The sequence below is a fragment of the Methanocaldococcus sp. FS406-22 genome (assembly GCF_000025525.1).
Taxonomy (GTDB): Archaea; AGJL01; Methanococci; order Methanococcales; family Methanocaldococcaceae; genus Methanocaldococcus.
Genome location: NC_013887.1, coordinates 1,024,514 through 1,049,515 on the forward strand (window position 1 = coordinate 1,024,514; position 25,002 = coordinate 1,049,515).

The 25,002-nt window shown below is 31.7% G+C and carries 25 protein-coding genes and 1 other RNA gene; 20 read left to right on the plus strand and 6 right to left on the minus strand.

The features are described 5' to 3' along the window. Window positions 1-29: 29 nt before the first annotated feature. Both MFS40622_RS05110 and MFS40622_RS05115 read left to right on the plus strand, forming a co-directional pair. Window positions 30-1,121, plus strand: a complete 1,092-nt coding sequence (locus tag MFS40622_RS05110) for a site-2 protease family protein (protein WP_012980611.1) — start codon at window positions 30-32, stop codon at window positions 1,119-1,121. A 118-nt stretch (window positions 1,122-1,239) separates the two neighbouring features. Continuing rightward, window positions 1,240-1,872, plus strand: coding sequence for an NAAT family transporter (locus tag MFS40622_RS05115; RefSeq protein WP_012980612.1), 633 nt, complete (start codon window positions 1,240-1,242; stop codon window positions 1,870-1,872). 2 nt (window positions 1,873-1,874) lie between these two features. On the opposite strand, the gene MFS40622_RS05120 is transcribed toward MFS40622_RS05115, so the two are convergent. Then, on the minus strand, window positions 1,875-3,107 hold the full coding sequence (locus tag MFS40622_RS05120) for a phosphoadenosine phosphosulfate reductase family protein (RefSeq protein ID WP_012980613.1): 1,233 nt from the start codon (window positions 3,105-3,107) through the stop codon (window positions 1,875-1,877). A 201-nt stretch (window positions 3,108-3,308) separates the two neighbouring features. Here MFS40622_RS05120 and recJ point away from each other — a divergent pair, with 201 nt between their 5' ends. The 4 genes from recJ (at window position 3,309) to MFS40622_RS05140 (ending at window position 7,404) form a co-directional block, all read left to right on the plus strand. After that, entirely contained in the window at window positions 3,309-4,718 is a 1,410-nt protein-coding gene (gene recJ / locus MFS40622_RS05125) for a single-stranded-DNA-specific exonuclease RecJ (RefSeq protein WP_012980614.1), read from the plus strand. 26 nt (window positions 4,719-4,744) lie between these two features. Beyond that, entirely contained in the window at window positions 4,745-5,410 is a 666-nt protein-coding gene (locus MFS40622_RS05130) for a CRISPR-associated endonuclease Cas6 (RefSeq protein ID WP_012980615.1), read from the plus strand. A gap of 355 nt (window positions 5,411-5,765) precedes the next feature. Continuing rightward, window positions 5,766-6,185: an IS200/IS605 family transposase gene (tnpA, locus tag MFS40622_RS05135; RefSeq protein WP_048197480.1), complete on the plus strand. Its 420-nt coding sequence runs from the start codon at window positions 5,766-5,768 to the stop codon at window positions 6,183-6,185. A gap of 1 nt (window position 6,186) precedes the next feature. Beyond that, the gene (locus MFS40622_RS05140; protein WP_012980617.1) at window positions 6,187-7,404 is read left to right on the plus strand and encodes an RNA-guided endonuclease TnpB family protein; all 1,218 of its coding nucleotides are present in this window, start codon (window positions 6,187-6,189) and stop codon (window positions 7,402-7,404) included. 14 nt (window positions 7,405-7,418) lie between these two features. Here the strand turns inward: MFS40622_RS05140 and MFS40622_RS09470 are convergent, their stop codons facing one another. Further along, on the minus strand, window positions 7,419-7,571 hold the full coding sequence (locus tag MFS40622_RS09470; RefSeq protein ID WP_012980618.1) for a hypothetical protein: 153 nt from the start codon (window positions 7,569-7,571) through the stop codon (window positions 7,419-7,421). Between the two features lie 804 nt (window positions 7,572-8,375). Between MFS40622_RS09470 and MFS40622_RS05145 the strand changes: the two genes are divergently transcribed. Continuing rightward, window positions 8,376-8,963 carry a FumA C-terminus/TtdB family hydratase beta subunit gene (locus MFS40622_RS05145; protein WP_048197481.1) on the plus strand — a complete coding sequence of 196 codons (588 nt, stop codon included), beginning with the start codon at window positions 8,376-8,378 and terminating at the stop codon, window positions 8,961-8,963. Here the strand turns inward: MFS40622_RS05145 and MFS40622_RS05150 are convergent. Beyond that, on the minus strand, window positions 8,958-9,254 hold the full coding sequence (locus tag MFS40622_RS05150; RefSeq protein WP_012980620.1) for a DUF167 domain-containing protein: 297 nt from the start codon (window positions 9,252-9,254) through the stop codon (window positions 8,958-8,960). The two genes, MFS40622_RS05145 and MFS40622_RS05150, sit on opposite strands and share 6 nt — an antisense overlap. Next, window positions 9,235-10,752 (minus strand): tetraether lipid synthase Tes, encoded by a 1,518-nt coding sequence (tes, locus tag MFS40622_RS05155; RefSeq protein WP_048197482.1) that lies wholly within the window; start codon window positions 10,750-10,752, stop codon window positions 9,235-9,237. The genes MFS40622_RS05150 and tes overlap by 20 nt, the downstream gene beginning before the upstream one ends. A gap of 296 nt (window positions 10,753-11,048) precedes the next feature. On the opposite strand from tes, the gene mptN reads away from it, so the two are divergent. Next, window positions 11,049-11,924: a tetrahydromethanopterin:alpha-L-glutamate ligase gene (gene mptN, locus MFS40622_RS05160; RefSeq protein WP_012980622.1), complete on the plus strand. Its 876-nt coding sequence runs from the start codon at window positions 11,049-11,051 to the stop codon at window positions 11,922-11,924. A 2-nt stretch (window positions 11,925-11,926) separates the two neighbouring features. On the opposite strand, the gene MFS40622_RS05165 is transcribed toward mptN, so the two are convergent. Continuing rightward, complete coding sequence (locus MFS40622_RS05165; protein WP_012980623.1) at window positions 11,927-12,445, minus strand: helix-turn-helix domain-containing protein; 519 nt, start codon at window positions 12,443-12,445, stop codon at window positions 11,927-11,929. A 69-nt stretch (window positions 12,446-12,514) separates the two neighbouring features. Next, a complete protein-coding gene (ftsZ, locus tag MFS40622_RS05170) occupies window positions 12,515-13,615 on the minus strand; it encodes a cell division protein FtsZ (RefSeq protein ID WP_012980624.1) in 1,101 nt (366 codons plus the stop codon). A 255-nt stretch (window positions 13,616-13,870) separates the two neighbouring features. Between ftsZ and ffs the strand changes: the two genes are divergently transcribed. From ffs to MFS40622_RS05230, 12 genes are all read left to right on the plus strand, one after another. Beyond that, window positions 13,871-14,186: signal recognition particle sRNA (ffs, locus tag MFS40622_RS09405), an RNA gene on the plus strand. A 28-nt stretch (window positions 14,187-14,214) separates the two neighbouring features. Then, the gene (locus tag MFS40622_RS05180; protein WP_012980625.1) at window positions 14,215-14,691 is read left to right on the plus strand and encodes a metallophosphoesterase; all 477 of its coding nucleotides are present in this window, start codon (window positions 14,215-14,217) and stop codon (window positions 14,689-14,691) included. Window positions 14,692-14,701: 10 nt separating this feature from the next. Beyond that, window positions 14,702-14,872: a 4Fe-4S binding protein gene (locus MFS40622_RS05185; protein ID WP_012980626.1), complete on the plus strand. Its 171-nt coding sequence runs from the start codon at window positions 14,702-14,704 to the stop codon at window positions 14,870-14,872. A 13-nt stretch (window positions 14,873-14,885) separates the two neighbouring features. After that, window positions 14,886-15,494 carry an IMP cyclohydrolase gene (purO, locus tag MFS40622_RS05190; RefSeq protein ID WP_012980627.1) on the plus strand — a complete coding sequence of 203 codons (609 nt, stop codon included), beginning with the start codon at window positions 14,886-14,888 and terminating at the stop codon, window positions 15,492-15,494. 39 nt (window positions 15,495-15,533) lie between these two features. Further along, window positions 15,534-15,887, plus strand: a complete 354-nt coding sequence (locus tag MFS40622_RS05195) for a hypothetical protein (protein WP_012980628.1) — start codon at window positions 15,534-15,536, stop codon at window positions 15,885-15,887. Beyond that, window positions 15,880-16,371: a hypothetical protein gene (locus tag MFS40622_RS05200; RefSeq protein WP_012980629.1), complete on the plus strand. Its 492-nt coding sequence runs from the start codon at window positions 15,880-15,882 to the stop codon at window positions 16,369-16,371. Before MFS40622_RS05195 ends, MFS40622_RS05200 begins: the two co-directional genes overlap by 8 nt. Window positions 16,372-16,385: 14 nt before the next feature. After that, window positions 16,386-17,015, plus strand: coding sequence for a TIGR00153 family protein (locus MFS40622_RS05205; protein ID WP_012980630.1), 630 nt, complete (start codon window positions 16,386-16,388; stop codon window positions 17,013-17,015). A gap of 38 nt (window positions 17,016-17,053) precedes the next feature. After that, entirely contained in the window at window positions 17,054-17,938 is an 885-nt protein-coding gene (locus tag MFS40622_RS05210; protein WP_012980631.1) for an inorganic phosphate transporter, read from the plus strand. A 4-nt stretch (window positions 17,939-17,942) separates the two neighbouring features. Continuing rightward, a complete protein-coding gene (gene hycI / locus MFS40622_RS05215) occupies window positions 17,943-18,452 on the plus strand; it encodes a hydrogenase maturation peptidase HycI (protein WP_012980632.1) in 510 nt (169 codons plus the stop codon). Window positions 18,453-18,469: 17 nt separating this feature from the next. Beyond that, entirely contained in the window at window positions 18,470-21,313 is a 2,844-nt protein-coding gene (leuS, locus tag MFS40622_RS05220; protein WP_198003863.1) for a leucine--tRNA ligase, read from the plus strand. A 710-nt stretch (window positions 21,314-22,023) separates the two neighbouring features. Beyond that, the gene (locus MFS40622_RS05225; RefSeq protein ID WP_012980634.1) at window positions 22,024-23,886 is read left to right on the plus strand and encodes a KamA family radical SAM protein; all 1,863 of its coding nucleotides are present in this window, start codon (window positions 22,024-22,026) and stop codon (window positions 23,884-23,886) included. Window positions 23,887-24,143: 257 nt separating this feature from the next. Beyond that, the gene (locus MFS40622_RS05230; protein ID WP_012980635.1) at window positions 24,144-24,986 is read left to right on the plus strand and encodes a hypothetical protein; all 843 of its coding nucleotides are present in this window, start codon (window positions 24,144-24,146) and stop codon (window positions 24,984-24,986) included. The last annotated feature ends 16 nt before the right edge of the window (window positions 24,987-25,002 follow it).

Consider the following 25,002-nt stretch of genomic DNA (forward strand, 5'->3'; position numbering starts at 1 on the left):
TTATAAAGCTATAACATGGAGGATATAACATGGATACATCTAAGCTTATATTAATTATAGCTATAATTATCTGGCTGATTTTATATGGAATCAGAGATTCAATAAATTTAAAAACATATGGAGGAGTTTTTGGAATCTTAAGAACCAAAATAGGAATGAAGACTATAGAAAAACTTGGAAAATATAAAATTTGGCAGAAGATTGGAATTATATCAATACCAATATGTGTAATACTTGGATTTTTAATGCTTCTAAATCTCATAAGCATGAGTATAAAGCTATTATCTGGAACTTTACCAAAGGAGGCAGCTAAACCCGTTGTGTTTTTGTTTGGAGATGTAATCCCATGGATTCCGGGAATTATAGCTCTATTAATAGCCATTTCTGTGCATGAGTTAGCTCACGGCATATTTGCTAAATCCTTTGGAATTAAGGTTAAAAGCTCTGGAATTTTGCTATTATTAGGATTACCATTAGGAGCTTTTGTTGAGTTGGGAGATGAGTTCAAAACTGCAGAGAAAAAGGTTAGGGGAGCTATTGCTTCAGCAGGACCTATGGCCAATTTATTGATTTTTTTGATATCCATTCCTTTACTATCATTTAGCTATACTTTACCAACAGAGCTAAAAATCATTGATGTTAAAGAGCCAGCATCAGAGTTTTTACAGAAAGGAGATATCATTTATGAGATTAATGGTAAAAGAATAAATTCATTGGAAGATTTTAGAGAGTTTGCAAAAACCATAGAGCCAAATAAAGAGTATGAGATAAAAGTTTTAAGATATAATAAAATACTGACATATAAAATCATTAGTTCTGATGAAGGGAAGATAGGAGTTATGGTTTCCCCAACAGAAGGTACGGCATTATTTATAAATACAATATACTGGACATACTGGTTCAATTTCTTATTAGCTTTATTTAACTTACTCCCAGCAATGCCTTTGGATGGCTTCCATGTATGGAATGCATTTCCAGAGCTATTAAAAGAGAGAAAAAACAGATTTATTGCAAAAATAGGGAAAATATTGGAGCTATTTATAAATGAAAAAACCTTAGGTTCAATAACCCTTCTAGTTTGGTGGATTATTTTAGGAAGTATTTTATATTCTATGTGGTAAATTTAACCTTCTTTATTATGAGGCATTGCCGAGCGTAGCGAGGCAATGCATCCTGGGTATCCCAATAGGGCGAAGCCTTATGGTTTAGGAGTATTTTGTATTCTATGTGGTGAAATATATGGATATTCTCAACTTCTACATCTATGGATTTGTCTCTCTCTTTATCACAATAGACCCAATTGGTTTAATCCCTATAGTGCATTCCCTAACCTATCCTTACCCAAAAGAGCAAAGAATTAGGATTATTAAAAAAGCTATCATCTCATCAACGATAGTTTTATTGTTATTTGCGTTATTTGGGAACTATATATTTAGCTACTTTGGGATTACAATAGATGCGTTTAGGGTAGCTGGAGGGATTTTGCTCTTTAAAATAGCTTGGGACATGCTTCATGCAGAGATTCCAAAGACAAAGCACAAACCAGATGAGAGATTAGACCTTGAAGATATTGACAGCATTGTTTATGTTCCTTTGGCTATTCCTTTAATCTCCGGCCCCGGTGCGATAACAACCACTATGATTTTAATTAGCAAATCTCAAACATTTTTAGAAAAAGGAGTAGTTATCCTCTCAATATTATCAGCTATGCTCGTTTCTGGGATTATCTTATCATTAACTGACTTTATAATTAGGAGAGTTAATATTTATGGCATCAATGCCTTTGTAAGGATTATGGGGTTGTTGTTAGTTGCTATATCAGTGCAAATAATATTTACTGGAGTCGTTGGGCTATACAACAGCATGCATTAATTTTATTTATTTTTGCTTTTTAGCAATTTCTTTAGTTCTTTCATTTTTGGTGGCAATTCTTTCCACCTCCAAAAGCCTCTTAAAATCTCATCCTCATCATAGCCAAATCTTTTCAAAACATTAGCCCATCTATTAAACAACTCTGGATAAAGTTCTTTAACTCTCAAAAACTCTACATTTAACGCAGAGGGACACATATAACAGCCAATCCTTTCAAATCCCTTATCATAGAGCTCATTATAAATGATATCATTTAGATATATCCAGCTCCAGACATCAGTCCCTCTCCAATCCAATATTGGAAAGACATTTATCTGATTATTTATAAAGCCACTTTTTCTTTCATATCCTAATTTTTCTCGTGTAAAGCTTTCATATCTCCTTGAGCCATCGATTGTATAAACTCTCTTATATTTTTCTAAATATTCCTTTAAAGGCTCTAATTTGCAGACACTGTTGCACCATCTACAATCTTTTGTAGGAATGCCTTCTTTTTCCAAATATTCCCAAAAATTCTTACCTTTTAAAACAACTAAGTTTAAATCATACTTTTTAGCAAATTTTTTTACAAAATTTATGGTATCTTTAAATTCTAAGCCAGTATCTATAAATATAACCTCTAAGTCGTCTATAACCTTGTTGGCTAATAGAGTAGAGACGGATGAATCTTTTCCACCACTAAAAGAGGCATTTATGGCATAGCCTTTATCTTTGCAGATTTCGTAGTATTTTTTTATGATTGAGAGGGATTTTTTCTCTAATTTTTCAATCCTTTCATGATTTTTTCTTAAATAGTCATCAATTTTTTCAAATTTAAGCTCTTTTTTTAATGTTAAGTCCTTAATTTTTATGGTATCTCCTTTTTTAATAGCAACTCCAACGTAGTTTCCTACTTCAACTCCAACATAATCATTTTCATCAATATCTTTTAGCTCTTCAGCATTTTCAATTAAATCGACTGGCACTTTTTTGCCTTTTAACCTTCTTTTTGTGGGCTTTATTTTAATCTTTGGCTCTTCTATTAGATAATAAGAGGCATAGGGGTGAAATTTCCAATCCAAATCAATTAAATCAAATTCTAAGATGCCTATGCACTCTCCATTAATAAAAACTTTCTTTCTGTAATCTAAGCCACCAATCTTTTTTAAAATTATTGCCAAATCATAAGAGAAGTTTTTATTAAGCAGTTTATTTAAAGTATCTATCTCAAACTTAGAGGCAAATTTATCATCCATTCTATCACTCTAAATTTAATTATTTTAAAACAGCACGTAGCAAAATTTTATAGTTGTGAAAATATTTAAAGGTTTGATTAAAATTTTTAAAATTTGGGCATAACTTTTATAAATCAATGTGTTAGAAAAATCAATCTTAGAGAAATAATTTTATTATTTTTTAATTTAAATATTATTGAAGATAGATTTTTCAGTGAAACTATGGAAAATTGGGCAGAGTTAAAAAAAGGAGCTAAGGTATTGCAAAACAACAAAAACAGCAAAATTTTAATAGTTACCCACATAGATACTGACGGGCTAACATCGAGAGTTATTTTACAAAAATTGGCTGAGAGATTAAACTTAGATGCTGATTTCATGTTTTTAAAGCAAATTACCATAGAGACAATAGATGATATTCCATTTAAAGACTATGACTTAATAATCTTTGCTGATTTAGGTAGTGGGCAGTTAAAGATGATTAAAGAGAAGTTAGATGAACTCAACTTATCAGATAAAAGGGATAAAATCATCATCTTAGACCACCACCAGCCAGAGGAGATAAAGATTCCTAAGACCATTATCCATATAAACCCCCTAACTATTGGAAAAAGTGGAGCTGAAATTTGTGGGGCTGGAGTTTCCTATCTATTTGCAAAAGCTATAAACAATGAATGGATTGATTTGGCTAAATATGCTGTTTTAGGAGCTGTGGGGGATGTGCAAAACATAGAAGGGAAATTAATTGGCTTAAATAGAAAAATACTATGCGATGCCATTATGAGTGGAGATATTAAGGTAAAGACAGATTTACAGATGTATGGTAGGCAAACAAGGCCGTTATTTGTATCTATGAGATATTGGGCAGATGTTAGAACTGATTTGCTAAACAATGACTCAAAGATAATAAAATACATCCAGAGTATCAATAAAAAGTATGATATTGAGATAAATCCAACAATGAGGTTAGCTGAGATTCCATTTGAGCATAAGAGGATTATTGGAAATGAGCTTTTAATAAAATGCTTAAATTATGTTCCAAATCATTGGACACCCTACGTTCCAAAGGTTATATTTGGAGAGGTTTATGAATTTAGAGGGGAAGAATTTGGCTCTCCATTGAGGGATTTGGAGGAGTTCTCAACCTGTATAAACGCATGCTCAAGATATGGAGATTATGAAACTGCTTTAAATGTGTTGATGGGAGATAGGGATAAATACTATAGAAAAATGCTTTCAAATTTGAGAAAGCATAGAAACAACTTAAGAGAAGCTTTAGAGCATGTAAAGAATGATGTTGAGATAATTCAAAAGGATAACTTCCAATACTTTGAGACAGATAAAATTATGCCAAATATTGTTGGAATCGTGGCTGGGATGAGCTATTCTATAGAGGAAGTGGATTGGATGAAGCCAATTTTTGCAATAACAGAGGATGATAATGGTTATAAGGTTTCTGCACGATGCCCTAAGTTGTTATGCTTTGCTGAAGATGTGAATTTAGCTAAAGCAATAAAATATGCCTCAGAGAAGGTTAATGGTAGTGGGGGAGGGCATAAGTTTGCTTGCGGGGCATATATTCCAGATAATAAAAGAGAATTTATAAAATACCTTGAGATTGCTTTAAAGTAAAGGTTTAATATTTTATGGTGGATATTATGCAGATTCCAATTTTAATGTGCCGTTTAAAGACAAACAAACCACTTAAAAAATCACAGACACCATTTTTGAGAGGGTATATTTTAAACAAGTTTGGTAAAGAGGATTATGTGGAATTGCATAACCATAGTGGAAATGGGTTTGTATATACTTACCCAAAGATACAGTATAAGGTTATTGGTGGAGATGCTGTTTTAGTTGGGATAAGGGAGGGAATAAACATTTTGGGGGAGATTATTTTAAATATTAGAGAGCTGAATTTAAAAGGGGAGGTTTATAAGGTTGTTAATGGCTATGCAAGGGTGAAATTTGAAGAGTTTGGAGTTTCTGATGATATGATTAAGTATAAGTTTATTTCTCCATGGATTGCTTTGAATGAGAGGAATTATTTAAAGTTTAAAGAGTTGGATGAGAATGGGAAAAAAGAGTTATTAGAGAGGATTTTAGTTGGGAATATTTTATCCATGAGCAAGTATTTGGATTATACTGTTGATAAAAAGTTAGAGGTGGAAATTTTAGAATTTAATGATTTTGTTGTCAAATATAAGGGGAATAAGTTTATTGGCTTCTGGGGAGAGTTTTTAGTTAATTTCAACATTCCAAATTATTTAGGCATTGGTAGGAAAGTTTCCAAAGGATTTGGAAGTGTTGTAAAGATTGAATAAACATTTAAACTCTTATTTTTCAAAATCTCCAATCTCTTTTTGTAATTCAATAAAACTATAAGTTCAGTGTATATAAAAGTTCTATAGTTGCCAATATCTCTTTCGATTTTTCTAATTCATTAGGTTTCTATCCTTATTTTAATGGACTGCTTTTTTGTTAAAATAGGCAAATAAAAAATTAAGGATTAAAGATAAAATAACAGTTTTTACCATTAATTGTCGCTAAGAAAGCACCGCCCTTTAGGGCGGTGATGAATTAGGGGAGGCGGGTGGGCAAAACTATACATTAGATATTAAACAACAATATAGTAAAATTAATATATAAGTTCATTATATATAATATTCGGTGATAGTTGTGGAATTGAAGTCCCCACCAAAGAAATATCACCACAACAAAAATAAGCACATCGTGTATAGTTGTCAATATCATGTAGTATTCTGCCCGAAATATCGGAGACCAGTTCTAACTGGTAAGATAAAAGAACGATTAGAAGAATTAATTTTAGAAAAATGCAAAGAACTAAATACTGAAGTTTTAGACATGGTTATCGCACCAGACCATGTTCATCTGTTGTTAGATGCCGACCCAACAATCGGAATAAATAAAATCGTTACACAAATAAAAGGATACACTTCGAACAAACTTAGAAACGAATTTCCAGAGCTAAGAAGAAAACTGCCTACACTATGGACTCGAGGAAGATTCATTTCAACCGTTGGAACTGTGACCCTCGATGTTATTAGACAATACATAGATAGTCAAAAAGGTGTCTAAATTGGAAGTAACTCGAGTTCTAACAATAAACCTAACGAGAAAACTAACGAAAGAACAATGGATTATTCTTAACCATTTAACTTACTCTGCATCAAAATTGTGGAACGTGGCTAACTATCAAATAATACAAGGTAATGTTAAATTATCTGAATTAGAAAAGAAGTTAAAGGATAACTTCTGGTATAAAAATCTCCATTCACAATCGGCTCAAGCAGTTCTACAAAAACTAAAAATTGCATGGATTAACTTTTTTAAACAACATGCTAAGAGACCAAGATTCCAACCGAAAGATGGGCATTTTCCAGTCAAATGGAAGAAAGATGGGTTTAGAATTATTGGTAACATGCTAAGATTATCCTTATCTAAGCAGACAAGAAACTATCTAAAAGAAAGGCACGGCATCGAGTCCAAGTATTTATGGGTAGGGCTTCCGAAAGCTCTACCGCTCGATGCCGTGCAGGTTAAGGAAGTTGAAATAGTTCCACACGATATTTATGGAGAAAGATTTTATGTTTTGCACTTGATTTATAAGAAGGAAGTTAATCCTCATAAGCCAAAGGAAGAAAAAGTAATGGCTATCGATTTGGGGGTGAGGAATTTAGCAACGGTTGTTGTCGAAGGGGAGAAACAGCCAGTGATTTTTGACGGGAGAATTTTATTATCTAAGTTAAGATGGTTTGCTAAGGAGACTGCAAGGATTAAATCGATAATTGCAGAGCAGGGGTTAAAGAGTTGTAAGCGATTAGCAAGATTAGCAGTAAAGGAGAGAAATTACGTTAAGGATTATATTCATAAAATTAGTAGGTGGATTGTAGATTTGGCTAATAATAATGGAGTTTCAAGAATTGTTATCGGTGATTTAAGTAAAAGTATAACTAAAATCGATATCGGGGATAGAGTTAATCAGCAATTGCATAAAATTCCATTTGGCAAGCTTATTAATATGATAATGTATAAAGCAGAAGAGTTAGGAATTAAAGTAGAACAAATCGATGAAAGCTATACTTCTCAAAAGTGTAGTATATGCGGAATGATAAGGAAATCGAACAGGAAATATAGAGGTTTGTATGTTTGCTCTAAATGCGGAACAGTAATTAATGCTGATGTTAATGGTGCAAGGAATATTTTGTTTAAGGTAGTCCCGAACCCCGAAAGGGGTAGGGATAGTGGGCTTGGCAACCCATGGAGGGTGAGGGTTTTAAACCCTCTGCTCTCCTAAAGAAACTCCGCCCTTTAGGGTGGAGAGTATGTCATTGATACATGAATACCCTCATCTGTATCTTTATTTATCACAGAAGCAGATATTGTAAGCCATGGGAGGAACAAGGCGATAATTCCTATAACAACGAGGGATATTTTTATATAGTCAATCTTCTTTGGTACCATTTTCTCACCTCACTTTACTTTTTTAAATTTTGATTATATAGTAAACACTACTCTTTTTGTGTATGGGTTTATGCTTTATCTAAGTAATGCAAAAAGTAAAGCTTCTCTAATAATGAAAAACTCATATTTATACTTTACGGTTTTAGTTTAGTTAAAAATATAGAAATATTTAATTTTATGGATTAATGTTTTAAAAAAGATTTTTGATTGTTATTTGTAGACATAAAAAAGAGTAGTTTATCCTTGTTTTAATGGACTAAGAATTCAAACAAAAGTGAAAAAAATTATCTAAAGACTAGATTGAAAGTTTCCATCCTTGTTTTAATGGACTACCGACTCAAACCCTACACTTTGTCCTTATTATATGCCTAAACTCCTATATATATCTTTCTATTTTTGTCCTAATTTTCTTACTACATGATTATTGAATCATTTATAAGATTAAGAAAGGTTGTGCATATACATATATAAATAACACACACAACCATAAACAGAAATTTCAATAATTAGCTAATTTTTACTATAAAATAAGTATTATTTAATCTTAAAACCTACAAAACAAACTTAAACTACCAAAATCTAACAAAAACAAAACCTTAAAATTTAAAAAATTAGTATTACTTTTCATCAATTTTCTAATACAAAATTCCAACAGAGAGTACATAAAAGCAAGAACACAAAATTAAAAACTCCAATATAGACATTAAAAATTTTAATATATTGCTAAAACAAAAAATGTTTAACTTAAAAATCAAATATTTACTTAAGAAATTATATTTTTGCAAAACTATCGAAGGTGAAAATTTGGAATATACCTTTAACAAATTAACTAAAAGGGATGTTAAAAAGTTGAGAGTTGGAGATATAGTTTATTTGAACGGTAAAATATACACTGCAAGAGATGAAGCACATTTAAAGATTATTGAGATGATAAAAAATAAAGAAAAACTTCCTTTTGATTTGAACGAGGCTATTATCTACCATGCTGGCCCAATAATGAAGAAAGTAAATGATAACTGGACTTGTATCTCTATAGGCCCAACGACATCTGCACGAATGAACGATGTTGAAGAGGAATTTATAAAATTAACAAACATCTCTGCAATTGTAGGAAAGGGAGGGATGAAAAAAGAGTTATTGAAAACTTTTGAAGATTTTGGAGTAGTTTATTTAGCAGCTCCTGGAGGTTGTGCAGCTTTATTAGCTAATTCAGTAAAAAAAGTTAATAATGTGTATTTTTTAGAAGAGTTAGGGATGCCAGAGGCTGTTTGGGAGTTGGAAGTTGATAATTTTGGCCCTTTAATTGTTGCTATGGATTGTTTTGGAAACAGCATTTATGAAGAAGTAAATAAGAAAGTTTATGAAAAGCTGAACGAATTAACAAAGCTATAAATACCTTTTTAATATTTCAATGGCTTCATCTTTTTTAATATCCTTTACCAATACAGTTTTTTGTGGATTTAGCTTTCCAGCTACTATTTCAACATCCTTTTTAAAAATATCTTTTAAAAATTTAATTATCTCCTTGTTTGCTTTCCCTTCTGTCGCAGGGGCTTTTATTTTTATAGTCAATCTCTTTCTCCATTCGTTTATACCAATAATTTCATTTTTCTTAGCATTTGCTTGAACATCAATATCAATTAAAACTCCATCTTTGTTCTCTCTAATAATCTTCTCTATCATCCTCTCCCATTTTATGTCTTCGTTTCCATTCCTCTAATGGTATTGAGAACTTCTCCTCAACCTCTTGCCTGTATATTGTGTTGTATGTACAGAATGGGATTATCCTATCGTCAGGGGTTGCGTAGTGGATACAACATCTCATCACTCTTTTAACATCAAAGTTATAAGCATCCATGAAGTGCATACAGCTAATCATCAACATGTGGTAGTGGAGTTCAGCTAAAGCTCTATAATCGCTCTTTAAAACACTTAAGATTAAATCAATTATCTTTTTTATACTTACTGATTTTGGTGCTTTATCTAAATCAATTAAAGATGGCAATTTTAAGGCAATTTCTCCTAAAACTTTAACATCATGTATTTTTGATTTTCCAATTTCCTCAATTTTCTCTTTAACAATTTCTAAAAATCCTTCAACATCTATAAATCTTGTGATTGGAATTAATTTTCCATCCTCATCAACAAATACATATGTTGATGCACCACAGTGTTGGTGAGAACTTAAAGTTGGTTTTTTATCGTTTGTGATTTTTTCAACTAGCACAGAGATTGGAGCTACTGCAGGAACTGGATAAAAATCATCTTTGCAAATCTCCCCATCTGTCTGCTCTTCCACTAACTTTATAAAGTCAGGAATCGTTATTCTCCCCTCTAAAAGTGTTTTTTCATCAACCCTTCCAGTAAATGAAACTGGTTGAAAATTAACTCCCCTAACAATATCTACATTTTCAGCGGCATATCTTATAATTCCTCCAACCTCGTTATCATTAACCTCCCTGACTAAAGTTGGAACTAAAACAACACTATCAAACCCTACTTTCCTACAATTTTCAATAACTTTCTGTTTTATAGGTAGGAGATTTTTACCTCTTGCAATTAAATATGGTTTTTCAGAGATTCCATCAAACTGTAAGTAGATTGTTGATAGACCTGCCTCTTTTAGCTTTTTAAGATAATTTATATTTTTTAATTTTATACCATTTGTTGCAACCTGAACATGCAAAAATCCCATATCTCTAGCTAATTTTATTAATTCTGGTAAATCACTTCTAACAGTTGGTTCTCCCCCTGCAAATTGAATAGCCGGTGTTGGAGGTATTTCTTTTCTCAAATTTTCCATCATCCTCTTTATATCTTCAAAAGATGGCTCATAAACTTTTCCAGATTTGTTGGCATTGGCAAAACATATAGGGCAGTTTAAGTTACATCTATTCGTTACATCTATATTAGCCAGTATAGTTGTAGATTTGTGGTTAGGGCAAAGACCACAGTCATAAGGGCAGCCATTCTTTACCTTTGTATTTGTTACTTCAATCTTTCCAATAAACTCATAATTCTCAAATTTTTTGTATAACTCAGCATCCCCCCAATAGATGTCTTTAAATTCTCCGTGTTCTGGGCAGGTTTTTTTAATAATAATTTTTCCATCTTTCTCTAAAATTGTCGCAGGAATTCTTTTTAAACATATAGGACAGAGTGATAACGTTTTTTTCTCCATTCCATCACCATAAAATACTATTCTGTTATAACTAATAACCATATTATTGATAATAGTTTATTTAATAGAAAGGTTATAGTAACTAATACTTAATAATTGCTATTGCAACAGTTAAATTTTATTAATTATTAATTATTGTTTATTATTGTTATTATAAAAACCCTTTAAATTATATAGTGTTTTTCAAAATACTTTGAATAACTAAGGCACTGATGAATGCTTTCCTTTGGAAGGCATTCAAATCTTCCTTATTAATTAATAAGTTTTGAAAACACTATATATGGATGAGGGATAGCGTGAAGCTTGGCATAATTACAATAGATAGAGATGAAGTTATTAATGATTTAATAAAATCTTGTGAAAAACTTGAGGTTGATTACAAAATTATAAACCCTACAAATATTTCAGCAGGATTTAATTTGGATTTCAAACTAAAATATTATAAATCATTTTTAGATGAATTGGATTGCTGTTTTGTTAGAAATCTTGGCTGGGATAGTTTTTTTAGATTTGATGTTTTAAAATATTTAAATCACTATGTTCCAGTTATAAATCCTCCAGATGGAATAGATAAAGCATCAAATAAATTTTTAACCTCCATATTTCTTGAATTAAATAATATTCCGCAGCCAAAGACTGTTGTTACAGAGAGCATAAACGAAGCGATAGTTTGGATAGATAAATTTGAAGATGCTGTTTTAAAACCAATGTTTGGATGTGGTGGAGAAGGCATTATAAGGGTTAAAAAAGAAATGTCGATATCTACTAAGTTAAAGATTTTAAATGAATTTAAAGAAAAATATAGCACATTCTATATTCAAAAGTTTATAAAACCATTGGGGAATGAACATAAAGATATAAGAGCTTTTGTTGTTGATGATGAGGTTGTTGCAGCAATGTATAGAATTGGGGGAGAAAATTGGAAAAACAATGTTTCTCAGGGTGGAAGAGTAGAAGAATGCGAAATAACTGAAGAAATTGAAAAATTAGCTTTAAAAGCAAAAGATGCACTTGGATTATTTTATGCAGGGGTTGATTTAATTGAGTCAGAAAATGGACTAAAAGTTTTAGAAGTTAATTCAACCCCATCTTGGATAGGGCTATCTAAGGTTTCTAAGGTCAATATAGCTGACAAACTGTTAGAAAAAATAATCCAGTATATTAAATCCTAAAGCTATTCATTTATTTTCTTTGCAATTATTTCTAAAGCTTTCATAAACGCATCTTTCTCTGGAATAATAACAGCAACAGGAACATTAACAATTTTTTCAATAGTTGCACTAACAATAGGAGCACAAACAATGCCCTTAACTCCTTCTCTTTCAGCTCTAACAGCGGCAACAATACACTCCTCTAAAGAACCAGCAGGATATTCCTTTATTAAATAACTTTTCCCATTAATTTCTATTTTTCTTGTTGTAATTTTATTTAAGGCTGGTCTTGCAGCTATAATTGCTATTGTATCAATATCTTCATCTTTCTCAAAAGACCTTATTGTCTTTAAAATCTTTATAAGTGTTGAAACCCTAAAATCTTTCCCTTGAACAACTTTATATAATGTGCTGTAAGGAATTCCGGAAATTTCAGAAAATTCTTTTAAAGTTAAACCTAATTCGAGCAAAATTCTTTTAAATTCTTCTACAAATTTTTCTGGTGACTCAATTTTCAATAACAATCTTTCACATGCCTTCATAAACGACCCCTAATCATTAAAATTTAAAATAAAGAAAATAAAGAGTTAAAGTTAAAAATTATTTAATATTTATACTATAAAGTCAATGCCTCCTATTTTACGTTCTTTTCTTTGACTTTGTTCTTTTGAAATCTTTGGAATTATTCTCTTTGGTTTTGAATCTTTTCCTACGATGTTTGGTGACTTAACTCCTGTAATTATCGCCATAACTCTAATACAGCCTTCCATCTCTGGGTCTATTCTTGCTCCCCATATAACATTTGCCTCTGGGTCTAATTCTTTTGTAATTCCTTCTCCAATATCGTTTGCCTCTTTTAATGTTAAATCTGGCCCTCCAGTTATATGGATTAGAGCCCCTTTAGCTCCTCTATAATCAACATCCAATAATGGACAGCTTAAAGTTTCCCTAACTACATTTTGAACCCTATCTCCTCTATCACTGCTATCAACTTCCCCAACACCAATCATCGCTACTCCACCACCACTCATAACCGCCTTAACATCTGCAAAATCAATATTTATTAAACTTGGAACAGCTATAGTTTCAGTTATCCCTTTTACTGCCTGAGCAATAATCTCATCTGCCACTTTAAACGCATCATTTATTGGGAGGTTAGGAACCAAATCTAAAAGTTTATTGTTATCTATGATAATTACAGTATCACAAACCTCTGACATTCTTGCAATTCCTTCATCTGCCTTTTTCATTCTTGCTCTCTCAATCTTGAATGGGTATGTTACAACTCCAACAACTATAGCTCCATTTTCTTTAGCTACCTCAGCTACAACTGGAGCTGAACCTGTTCCAGTTCCTCCACCCATTCCTGCAGTGACAAATACCAAATCAGCTCCTTTTAACTGCTCTTCCAATATATTTTTTGCCATTTCTGCAGCTTTCCTCCCAATTTCTGGATAACCACCAGCTCCTAAACCTCTTGTTAATGTAGCTCCAATTAAAATTTTCTTATCTGCCTGTATTACTTCTAAGTGTTGCTTATCTGTGTTGATTGCAATTGTTTCTGCTCCTTGAATACCAATCTCCATCAGCCTATTAATTGTGTTATTTCCAGCTCCACCACAGCCAACTACTACGATTCTTGCTTCCCCAAACTCATCCTTTAAATATCTGGTTGTGTCACTTCTTGATAAGGCATCTTTTACGAGTTTCATAATTATCATCCTTCATTTTAATTTATAAATTATCTCTACACTCTTCGCTTAAATTACACATAATAACCTTACAAACTAAAAGTTAAGGTTAAATCAATACCATTAGATGGTTTAGTTGTAAAAAACTATAACAAATTTACTCTATATTTTTCAATTATATATATTTAACTTTTTAACTTAAAAATTAATGTGATAAACTTCTAATGCACTACCACAAACTATATATAAAAAATCCTATTATATTACTAATTGGTGTGCATGGCTAGGCCGGGGGGTTGGGCGTCCCCTGTAACCCGAAATCGCCCTTATGCGGGGGCCGAAAACTTGGGGGCGGCATGCTCTCCAGCCCTTCCTTCCTAGACTCCTCGATGAAGTCTCGTCCCGTGGGGCTCGGCGGTGGGGGAGCATCTCCTGTAGGGGAGATGTAACCCCCTTTGCCTGCCGAACCCCGCCAGGCCCGGAAGGGAGCAACGGTAGGCAGGACGTCGGCGCTCACGGGGTAGCGGGGCTGAGAAGGAGTCTGGGGGCGAGGAAGGGCTGGAGGGCATGCCCACCCCAAGGAAGCCATGCACACCACTTTTTTTATTTTAGGTGAGATTATGCTCATTGGTGTTATATCTGACACCCATCTTTATGATAGAGCCAATGAATTACCAAAATCTGTTTTTGATGAATTTTCAAATGTAGATTTAATTATCCATTGTGGAGATATAACTGATAAAGAGATTTTAGACTTACTAAAAGATTTAGCTAATGTTGTAGCTGTTAGAGGAAATATGGACTATTTAAATCTACCAAGAAAAGAGATTTTAGAGGTAAATGATATCAAGATGGGAGTTATTCATGGAGATGTAGTTTATCCAAGGGGGGATAGATTAAAATTAAGATTGTTGGGCAAAGAAATGGGAGTTGATGTTTTAATATCTGGACACACTCACACACCATTTATAGATGATTGTAAAGATATCTTATTGTTAAATCCTGGGTCTCCAACAGTTCCAAGATGCCCTCTAAAATCTATCATGAAGCTAAGTATTGAAGATAAATTAGAGGCTAAGTTAATTCCAATAGAATAAGGTGCTATAAATGGGGATAAAAATATTGGAGAAATGTGTTGGTTGTGGAAATTGTGTTGTATTTTGCCCAAAAAAGGCGATAAAAACTTATGGAATTGCTATAGTTGATAAGAATAGATGCTCAAACTGTGGGATATGTGTAAGATATTGCCCAATTAATGCAATTAAAATAGAGGTATAAAGGAGGGATTTTTGTGTATATTGGTAGATTCTTAGTTGTTGGGAAAACTAAGGGAGGAAAGGTATTTGGTGCCTATAGAGTTTCAAGTAGAAGCTTTCCAAACAGAGAGGCAAAGAAAATTAATGATAACACAGTAGCAATAATCCCAAAGGATTTAAATGAGATGTTTAAAAACCCATACATCACTTACAACTGTATAAAGGTTGTTGATAAAACCGTTGTTGTATCTAACGGCTCACATACTGACTTTATAGCTGAAAAATTGCATTTTGGAAAGAGGGATGCCTTAGCTTATGTATTGGCAGTTATGGATTATGAAAAAGATGATTATAAAACTCCAAGAATTGCGGCTATTTTAGATGAAAATGAATGTTATATGGGTTATGTTGCTCATGATGACATTAGAGTTAAGAAAGTTGAGTTAAAAGAGGGTAAAGGTTACTATTTAGGAGTCTATAATGCTTGCAAAATAGATGAAAGCCAAGTTATAGAGATTGAAGGAGAGACAGCTGAAGAGATAGCTGATTATATCTTAAATTATGAGGAGTTTGAGCATCCCGTTGCATGTGCTGTAGCAGTTATTGACGAAGATGAGATAAAAATAGCTACTAAGAGTAAATAACAATTTTTTTAGTTTATTTTATTATATTTTGGTGGGATTATGGAGATTGATGTTAAAAGTCCGAATTTAATTACCAATGCCATAAGAGGCAATGAGAAAATATATTTTGATAAATCAATATTTGAAGAGAAGTTGGATAATAAGTTTGAAGTTATCCAATACCTTATGAAAATTCTTGAGAAATTTTTGAAAATCTATGATAATCATATAAAAGAGATAAAATTACTTATAGATTCTGAAAATCATCCAGAACCACATCTAATAGTTGTTATAAAATTTAAAAACAAAGAAAATATCTTTAAAATTTCAGAACAGATTGAAAACAAAATATATGAAAGTCAAATATCTAAAAATGTTTTAGTTTATCCTATCATAGGTGGAATAGATGTTTAATCCCTTAGATTTTATAGATGTTGCTGAATTCTTAGAAGAATCAAAATTGGATAAAAAAGAGGCAAAAAATCGAACAATTATTGGGAGATATTATTATGCATCATTTTTATTTTTAAGAGAAATTTTAAAAGAAAATTTAAAGAATTACAACTCAAAAGAGGTAAAAGAATTTTTATATTTAATTGAACTATCTAATTCTCATAAAATTATTTTAGATTTTCTCAACGTGCTTAAAAAAGAGGATGGAAAATTTAGAAGAGTTTATAATGCCTTATCTATTTTGAGAGATTTAAGAAATGCGTCAGATTATGAATTAGAAAATCCAGCAAGAATTAAGTCTATTAAAGAAATGGTTGATTTTAATAACAATTATTATGTTGGATTATCTAAAAATAAATACAGAATTATTGTAAATTCAAAATCAGACATTGAGAATATTTTAAAAGATATAAGTAAAGTGAATAAAATCTTAAGAGAAATCTAAAATGGAGTGATATCATGTCTATTTTTTTATTTGAGAGGGATGATGAGAAAGGAGTAATTGACAACCTTAGGCTATTAATACAGATGTCTCTGAAAAGCATTGAGTTATTAAAAGAGTATATGGATTCAAAAGATGAAAAAATATTGAAAGAGATTATAAAAATAGAAGAGGAAGGGGATGAGACAACAAAAAATATAAGAATAACCTTAGAAAAGGCATTTTTACCAAATATGAGGAGGGAGTTATCAAGGTCTGCAGAGCTTTTAGATGAGACATTAGACAGCTTAAAGCATGCTGCTATGTTATATGAGTTATTAAAAGGAGAGTTCGACAAATACTTAAAAGATGAAATAGACCTCGTTTTAATGATTACTGTGGATATGTTTGAACACTTAGATAGAGTTTTGGATGTTATTGAAAAAGGTGGGGACTTAGACCCAATTATCAAAGAGATTAAAGATAAAGAAAAATTTATTGATGACATCTATCAAAATAGAATTTATAAATACTTAGTAAATCTTAAAGTTAGCTCTTTCTGGGAAGGCAAAATTTTGTGCGACTTCATAGATAACATAGTTAATATTAGTGACTATATAGAGGATGTGGCTGATGAATTACATATAATCTACCTCCACACAAAATAAAAAAATAGACATAGATTAAGTTTTATCTATTATAATAGGTGGTTATTATAGAGATTTCTATAAATTTAGAGCTAATCATAAGTTTTTATTTATTGTTTATTCTAGGGGCTAACAACGTTGCCAACGCTATTGGCACTGCTTATGCATCAAGAGCAACAACATATAGAAATTTATTGATTTTATTTAGCATTTCTGTTATAATTGGCTCTCTCTTTGCTAAAAATGTTGGAAATACGGTTAATAGCTTATCTTCTGATGCATTAACTGCTTTAACAATCTCAGCGTTGGTTATGACGCTCTCAACGTATAAAAAAGTACCAATATCACTACATACAGTTATTATCTGCTCACTAATTGGGTTAAATTTTAGTTCATCAAATTTAACTGTATTTGCTGAAATTCTATTAAGTTGGATATTATCGCCAATTATTGCTGTTATCATTGCTTATATATTGTATTTAGCTTATGAAAAGGTAGAAATCCCAATTCTTAAAAAGATAACTATGATTAAATATCTCCTATTGATAAGTGCTGGGGTTGTTGCATTTAATTTGGGAAGTAATGACTTACCAACTGTGTTAGGAACATTTACAACATCTCAAATAATTTATATTATTGGAGCTATTTTTTTGTGCTTAGGGGCTTACTTATATGGAAATAGGGTTTCAGAAACGTTATCTATGATAACAAATTTGAGTGTTAGCTCTGCATTTATAGCCCAACTTTCAGGAGGTTTAGCAGTTACAATATTCACTGCTTTAGGAATGCCAGTTTCAACAACTCAGGCAATAGTTGGAGGAATCTTAGGAGTTGGTTTAACTAAGGGGATAAAAACTGTAAGATGGAATATTTTAAAAAATATTATTTTTTGGTGGATAATAGCCCCTATAATAGCTTTAATAATAGGTTTTGTAATAGGATGATAAAATGAAGGAAATGTTATTGGATAAACTAAAGAACTGCAAAAAATTGGTTATTATGGGTATTGGAAATGAGTTGAAGGGAGATGATGCTGTTGGAATATATGTAGTTAAAAAATTGATGAGACATTTTGGGGAAGAAAAAGAGTTTGTAAATGCCAAAAATCTCTATTTAATAAATGCTGGAACTGTCCCTGATTTTTTTACAGATATTTTAAAAGAGATAAAACCTACTCATATTTTAATAATTGACTGTGCATTAATGGATAAAAATGCTGGAGAAGTTAAGATTATAAAAGAGGATGAAATAATAAATTACAGTTTCTCAACTCATACATTACCCTTATCTATAATAGTTAAATATTTAAAAAAATTTATAAATGCAGAGATAATTATTTTAGGAATTCAACCAAAAATAATAGATTTCTGCCCAATATCTGAAGAGGTTAAATTATCTGGGGATAAATTAGTAGATATGCTTATTAAGATTATAGAAGAGCTAAAATTAACAGAATAATAAAAGCTAAAATAAAAATAAACAAAAAGGATGTGATGGTTATGATTGACTTTAAAGAAATAGAGAAAAAATGGCAAAAAAGATGGGAAGAGGCAAAGATATTTGAAGCAAATCCAGATGAGAGAGAGAAGTTTTTCATTACAGCGGCATTTCCATATTTAAATGGAGTTTTACACGCTGGGCATCTTAGGACTTTCACAATCCCAGAAGTTGTTGCAAGATTCCAAAGAATGAAAAATAAGAATGTTTTATGGACTTTTGGTTATCATGTTACTGGAACACCAATTTTAGGTTTAGCTGAGTTGATAAAAAATAGGGATGAAAAGACAATATGGGCATATACTGAATTGCACGGCATTCCAAAAGAAGAGTTATTAGAATTAACAACACCAGAGAAGATTGTTGAATACTTCTCAAAGAAAGCTGAAGAGGCATTTAAAAGAATGGGATTCAGCTTAGATTGGAGAAGGAACTTTAAAACAGATGATAAGGTCTTTAACAAATTTATAGAATGGCAGTTCCATAAATTGAAAGAAAAAGGGTTAATTGTTAAAGGTTCTCATCCCGTAAGATATTGCCCAAGATGTGACAACCCTGTAGAAGACCACGACATATTAGTTGGAGAAAACGCAACTTTGGTTGAATACATCTTAATAAAATTCACAACAGAAGATGGCTGTATAATGCCAATGGCTACTTTGAGACCTGAAACTGTGTTTGGAGTAACAAACGTTTGGGTTAATCCTGAAGCTACCTATGTAAAAGCAAAGGTCTATTTAGAGAAAGAAACTGAAAATGGAATTGAATTAATTGATAATGGTATTTGGATAATGGCAAAGGAGTGTGCTGAAAAATTAAAACACCAAGATAGAAAGATAGAGATTATTGAGGAATTTAGAGGAGAGAAACTTATAAACAAAAAGGTAAAAAACCCAGTAACAGGAAAAGAAGTTCCAATATTACCAGCTAAATTCGTAAAAACAAATATTGGAACTGGTTGCGTTATGAGTGTTCCAGCACATGCACCTTACGACTACATAGCGTTGAGGGATTTAGGCTTAGTTGATGAAATTGGTTTAATTCCATTAATTAAAGTTCCTGGTTATGGGGAATACCCAGCAAAAGAGATTGTTGAAAAGATGGGTATTAAAAGCCAAGAAGAAGAGGATAAATTAGAGGAGGCAACCAAAAAAATCTACAAGGATGAGTTCCACAAAGGAATTTTAAATGAAAACTGCTTAGATTATGAAGGAATTCCTGTTAGAGAGATTAAAGACAAATTAACAAAGGATTTAATTGATAAAGGTTTAGCTGAAATTATGTATGAATTCAGTGAGGAAAAGGTTGTTTGTAGATGTGGAACACCATGTATAGTTAAGATGGTTAAAGGGCAGTGGTTTATCAAATATTCAGATGAAAAATGGAAAGAGTTAGCCCATAAATGTGTAGATAAAATGAAATTCATCCCAGAGAATCTAAGGCAAGTATTCCATGAAAAAATTGATTGGATGAAGGATAAAGCATGTGTTAGAAGAAGAGGTTTAGGAACAAAGTTCCCATTTGAAGAGGGATGGGTTATTGAATCTTTATCTGACTCAACAATATATCCTGCATATTATACAGTTGCAAAATACATCAATGAGCACAACATAAAGCCAGAGCAATTAACTTTAGAGTTGTTTGATTATGTATTCTTAGGAAAAGGAGATGTTGATAAAATTGCTGAAGAGACAGGTATTCCAAAGGATATTATTGAAGGTATGAGGAAAGAGTTTATCTACTACTACCCAGTTGATTGGAGATGTTCTGCCAAGGATTTGATTCCAAACCATTTAACATTCTACATCTTTAACCACGTAGCAATATTCCCAGAGGAGTTCTGGCCAAGAGGTATTGTAGTTAATGGTTATGTCACAATTGAAGGTAAAAAGTTATCTAAATCAAAAGGTCCTGTATTGCCAGTTTTAGAAGTTGCTGAGAAATTTGGAGCTGATGTTGGTAGGTTTTATATAACAACATGTGCTGAATTGCCTCAAGATGCTGATATCAAGTTTAAAGAAATGGAAAATACAAAGAAGGTTTTAGAGAGGTTGTATTTATTTGCAAAAGAAATTGCTGAAAGAAAAGAAGAAAAAGGTAATGAGCTGAATTACATTGATAAATGGTTATTGAGTAGATTGTATAGAGCTGTTAAGCAGTATGATGAATACATGGAGAATTTTGAGCTAAGAAAGGCTGGAATTTTGCTCTATCAGTTGTTGGATGACTTAAAGTGGTATAGAAGAAGAGGAGGAAACAATATAAGAGTTTTAGAAGAATTCTTAGAGGTTTTAATAAAATTGATGGCTCCTTTCACACCACATATATGTGAAGAGATGTGGGAGATTTTAGGAAAAGAAGGGTTCGTTTCATTAGCTAAATTTCCAGAAGTTAAAGAAGAGTTTATAAATGATGAGATTGAGAAGGGCGAAGAGTATTTAAAATCAGTAATGGAGGATATTAAGGAGATAATAAACGTTGCTAAGGTTCAGCCAAAGAAGATTTATCTATATACAGCAGATGATTGGAAATATGAAATATTAAAGATTATTAAAGAAAATGAAGGAAAGACAATTAAAGAGTTAATGCCAATCATTATGAAAAACCCAGAATTTAGAAAGTATGGTAAGGAGATTTCAAAGTTAGTCAATCAATTAATAAAACTCAATGCAGAGATTATTAATGAAGTTGAGGTCTTAGAAAATGCCAAAGAGTTCTTAAAGAGAGAGTTCGGTGTTGAAGAAATTATAATTAATGGAGAGGATAAAGCCAACAAAAAGAAGGTTGCTATTCCATTTAAACCAGCTATCTACTTAGAATAGGACTTTCGCAGGAATAAAATGTTTTTATTGTACATTGATGCCTTTTAGGCATCCAAGTTCCAAAGTTTAATATATAAACTGCGAAAGTCCTATTAGAATAAATTTTTATTTTTCTTTTAAAATGCATATATGGTTTTATCGACAACCGTTTCCCGTTTCCATAGCTTACTATAGCATTTAATAACTTATCATACAAAACGATAAGCTATGGAAACGGGTTGTCCTCAACCTATAGTCTCATCGGGAACACCGTTCCCTCAACTATAGACTCATTGGACTCCGGGCTGAACGGAGACAGCCCCATAAAACCTTTTATCAAATTGAATACAATTACATTAGTCTCGAAGGCAGAGCCTCCTCATCGACCATAATATAAAAATAATGCTACGACTAAGTATTTATATGTTATGGTATGCTACAAAAACTAAGAAACTGTTCCAAACCCTAAATAAATAAAAAAATTTTTATATGATTATCAACATTATTGATATGAAAAAAATACTGATTTTTAAAGGCTCTAAGTTTAGGACTTTTGCAAGAATAAATTAGTGCCTTTAATAGCTAAAGGGGTTTTCCTATTTTTTATTTAAAGATGAGGTAATTTTCAATAGAATCCCTTTATTTATTAACAAAAAATAGTTTATGAAGAAATTTGGAGGCTGTTAATAGAATATCAAATTATTTAAATTAAATGCTATAGAGGTGAAATTATGACAATAAAATCCATGACTGAGTATGAAACCATCAACTATAAAACATTTTTGGATATATTTTCCCCACTTCCAGAGATTGGGGAGATTTTAGAAGAAAGTGAGAGTGTAGAAGAAGCAAGAGAAAAATTATTTGAATTTTGTAAAGAATTGGAATGGAAAATTAGAATGGGAAGGATGAAGTTTAAAAATGAAGTAGATAGATGGCTATCTTTAAAGGCAATTGAGGTATTTTTAAACATAATATCCAAAGATAATGAGAGATTGGCCGGTTTCAGCACACTTAAATATTTATGGAAGGCTTATAAAGGAGATGAAGAGGCATTAAAAGAAATTGGAGAAGGATTTATTGAAGAATTTAAGCATTTATTCTTAGCAATGTCTGGGAAGGCTGATTATTCATTAGGATTTTTAGGAGAGAGATTATTAGAAGAAGGGGCTAAATTTGTAGATTTTAGTGAAATAAAAGGTAGAGAGGCTGGAATAGCAAGGTCTAATTTCTTAGACAAAGTTTATGAGATTATGAGAGAATATATAAGCAGATATCCAAGTGGATTGGATAAGAGAATTATCTTAAAAAGAAAAAAGAATAGAGAAATCTTAGAGGAATTTTTCGGAATAACTGATGAGGAATGGTTTAACTACAAATGGCAATTTAAGAATGTATTGAGAGGATTAAAAGGAGTTAAAATTTTGAGAGAGCTTAGAGAAGAGACGAACTTTAAGATATCAGATGAAGACTTAGAGATTATTGAAAAAGCTGTTAAGAATGGCATACCATTTGGAATAACTCCTTACTATCTCCACTTATTTGACTTTGAAAATCCTTACGTTGAAGATTTAGCTGTAAGAAGGCAGGTTATCCCTCCAGAGTGGTATGTTGAAAAGATGATTGAACATAAGGAAGATAGGAACATAGCATTTGACTTCATGGGAGAGCATGACACTTCTCCAATAGATTTGGTAACAAGGAGGTATGTAACTATAGCTATCATTAAGCCTTACGAATCATGCCCACAGATTTGTGTCTATTGCCAAAGAAATTGGATGGTTCAAGATTTCAGCGAGAAAGCATTCCCAGGATGGGAAAAGGTTGAGAAAGCTTTAGATTGGTTTGCTGAACATGATTCAATGATTGAAATCTTAATTACAGGAGGAGATCCATTCAGCTTAAGCGATAAAGCTATTGAAAAAATGCTAAATAGAATATCTGAAATGAACCATGTTGTAGGGGTTAGGTTTGGAACAAGGACAATAGTAACTGCCCCAATGAGGATAACAGATGAATTAGCTGAGTTATTGGGAAGCTTTGAAAAGAGTGTAATGATTTCAACCCACGTAGAGAACTGTTATGAAATTACTCCAGAAGTTAAAGAAGCTGTTAAAAAATTGAGAACAAACAACATTTATGTCTATAACCAACATGTATTCCATAGATATGTAAGCAGGAGGTTTGAAAACGTAGCTTTAAGAATTGCATTGAAGAAGGTTGGAATTATCCCTTACTATACATTCTATCCAAAAGGAAAGATGGAACATAAAGATTACTTAGTTCCAATTGCAAGATTGGCTCAGGAGGTTAAGGAAGAGGCAAGATTGCTTCCAGGTTCATTTAGAACAGATGAACCAATATTCAATGTCCCAAGAATGGGGAAAAACCACTTGAGGGCATGGCAGGATAGGGAGTTAATAGCAATAAAACCAAATGGAAGTAGGGTTTATTTAATGCACCCATGGGAGAAGGGAATTTACCCAACTAAACTCTACACCTATGAAGATGTGCCAATTAAGGATTACTTAGATAGCTTAAAAGAGATTGGAGAGAATATTGAGGAGTATAAAACAATTTGGTATTACTACTAAATACTTTTTTTATGATTTTTATCAATTGCAAACCCTTTTTTAGTTTTTTTTGCAAAAAACTATTGTTTATCTCATTATATTTATATAGTTAAATTAATTTATAAACGAAAAGTTTATATATTAGTAGTGTAAATCTGTAAGGCTTCACAAATGGAGGTGGTAATATGAAGAAATAAAATAGTATTACTCAAAAGGTACATATTCGATAAGAAATTTATTCCTACGAAAGTTCAATAAGGATGTTGGAGGTGAAATTTATGAGAATAGTTGGAATATTGGCTATTTTATTAGCTATAATTGTAGGAACTTCGTTATGTGGGTGTGTAAAAGACAGCAAAAGTGAAGCTAATGAATTAATCAAAATGGTACCAAGTGATTATAAGGGATTTATATATGTAAATTTTAAAAATATTGAAAATAGCAAATATGCATCAGAGTATCGTTCAAAAATTCTAAACTCTTTAGGATTGAGAAATGCAAACGGTGAAAAAACAGGAATATATATTAATAAAACAAAAAGAATGCTTATATCAGAAAATAGATATGACAGGATAATTTTTATTATTGAGGGAGATTACGACTTTGATAAGTTTAAAAATCATCTTAAAGAAATTGGAATGAAGCCAGTAGAAGAATATGAAGGATTTAAGATATATACAAAACCCAGTGATGATAGGCTCGCATTAACATTCTATAAGGATATGATAATTGCAGGGACTAAGCAGGGAGTGTATGATTGCATAAATGTAATTAAAGGAAAAAGAGATTCTTTATTAAAAAATCAAGAAGTTATGGAAATATACGACAAACTCCCATCAGATGCCTGTGTTATGTCAGTAGCGATAGGTTATAATCCATGGTATAAAACAATAGGGGAAGGAATGTCAATTACTCTTAAAAATGACCATAGGGTTAAAGTTGTTAGAGTAGAAAAATATAAAGATGAAGAAACTGCAAAAGAAAAGTATGAAGAGCTATTAAAAGAAAAAGAAAAGCATGAAGAGGAAATGAAGAAAAAAGGAATTAGTGGGGATATAAAATTAGATGGGCAGTATTTAATTATTACGGTAGAAGGTCCAGAAGAAGAAATTAACCTTTAATTTTTTGTAGTAATCT

Bases quoted from the DNA above. Each gene is read 5' to 3' on its own strand.
- MFS40622_RS05165 (WP_012980623.1), bottom strand. From the start codon at position 12,445: ATGAAGGCATGTGAAAGATTGTTATTGAAAATTGAGTCACCAGAAAAA.
- hycI (WP_012980632.1), top strand. From the start codon at position 17,943: ATGAAGGAAATGTTATTGGATAAACTAAAGAACTGCAAAAAATTGGTT.
- MFS40622_RS05110 (WP_012980611.1), top strand. From the start codon at position 30: ATGGATACATCTAAGCTTATATTAATTATAGCTATAATTATCTGGCTG.
- MFS40622_RS05200 (WP_012980629.1), top strand. From the start codon at position 15,880: ATGTTTAATCCCTTAGATTTTATAGATGTTGCTGAATTCTTAGAAGAA.
- MFS40622_RS05115 (WP_012980612.1), top strand. From the start codon at position 1,240: ATGGATATTCTCAACTTCTACATCTATGGATTTGTCTCTCTCTTTATC.
- MFS40622_RS05205 (WP_012980630.1), top strand. From the start codon at position 16,386: ATGTCTATTTTTTTATTTGAGAGGGATGATGAGAAAGGAGTAATTGAC.
- MFS40622_RS05120 (WP_012980613.1), bottom strand. From the start codon at position 3,107: ATGGATGATAAATTTGCCTCTAAGTTTGAGATAGATACTTTAAATAAA.
- MFS40622_RS09470 (WP_012980618.1), bottom strand. From the start codon at position 7,571: ATGGTACCAAAGAAGATTGACTATATAAAAATATCCCTCGTTGTTATA.
- tes (WP_048197482.1), bottom strand. From the start codon at position 10,752: ATGGAGAAAAAAACGTTATCACTCTGTCCTATATGTTTAAAAAGAATT.
- MFS40622_RS05130 (WP_012980615.1), top strand. From the start codon at position 4,745: ATGCAGATTCCAATTTTAATGTGCCGTTTAAAGACAAACAAACCACTT.
- MFS40622_RS05225 (WP_012980634.1), top strand. From the start codon at position 22,024: ATGACAATAAAATCCATGACTGAGTATGAAACCATCAACTATAAAACA.
- recJ (WP_012980614.1), top strand. From the start codon at position 3,309: ATGGAAAATTGGGCAGAGTTAAAAAAAGGAGCTAAGGTATTGCAAAAC.
- MFS40622_RS05150 (WP_012980620.1), bottom strand. From the start codon at position 9,254: ATGATAGAGAAGATTATTAGAGAGAACAAAGATGGAGTTTTAATTGAT.
- MFS40622_RS05195 (WP_012980628.1), top strand. From the start codon at position 15,534: ATGGAGATTGATGTTAAAAGTCCGAATTTAATTACCAATGCCATAAGA.
- MFS40622_RS05180 (WP_012980625.1), top strand. From the start codon at position 14,215: ATGCTCATTGGTGTTATATCTGACACCCATCTTTATGATAGAGCCAAT.
- MFS40622_RS05185 (WP_012980626.1), top strand. From the start codon at position 14,702: ATGGGGATAAAAATATTGGAGAAATGTGTTGGTTGTGGAAATTGTGTT.
- ftsZ (WP_012980624.1), bottom strand. From the start codon at position 13,615: ATGAAACTCGTAAAAGATGCCTTATCAAGAAGTGACACAACCAGATAT.
- MFS40622_RS05230 (WP_012980635.1), top strand. From the start codon at position 24,144: ATGAGAATAGTTGGAATATTGGCTATTTTATTAGCTATAATTGTAGGA.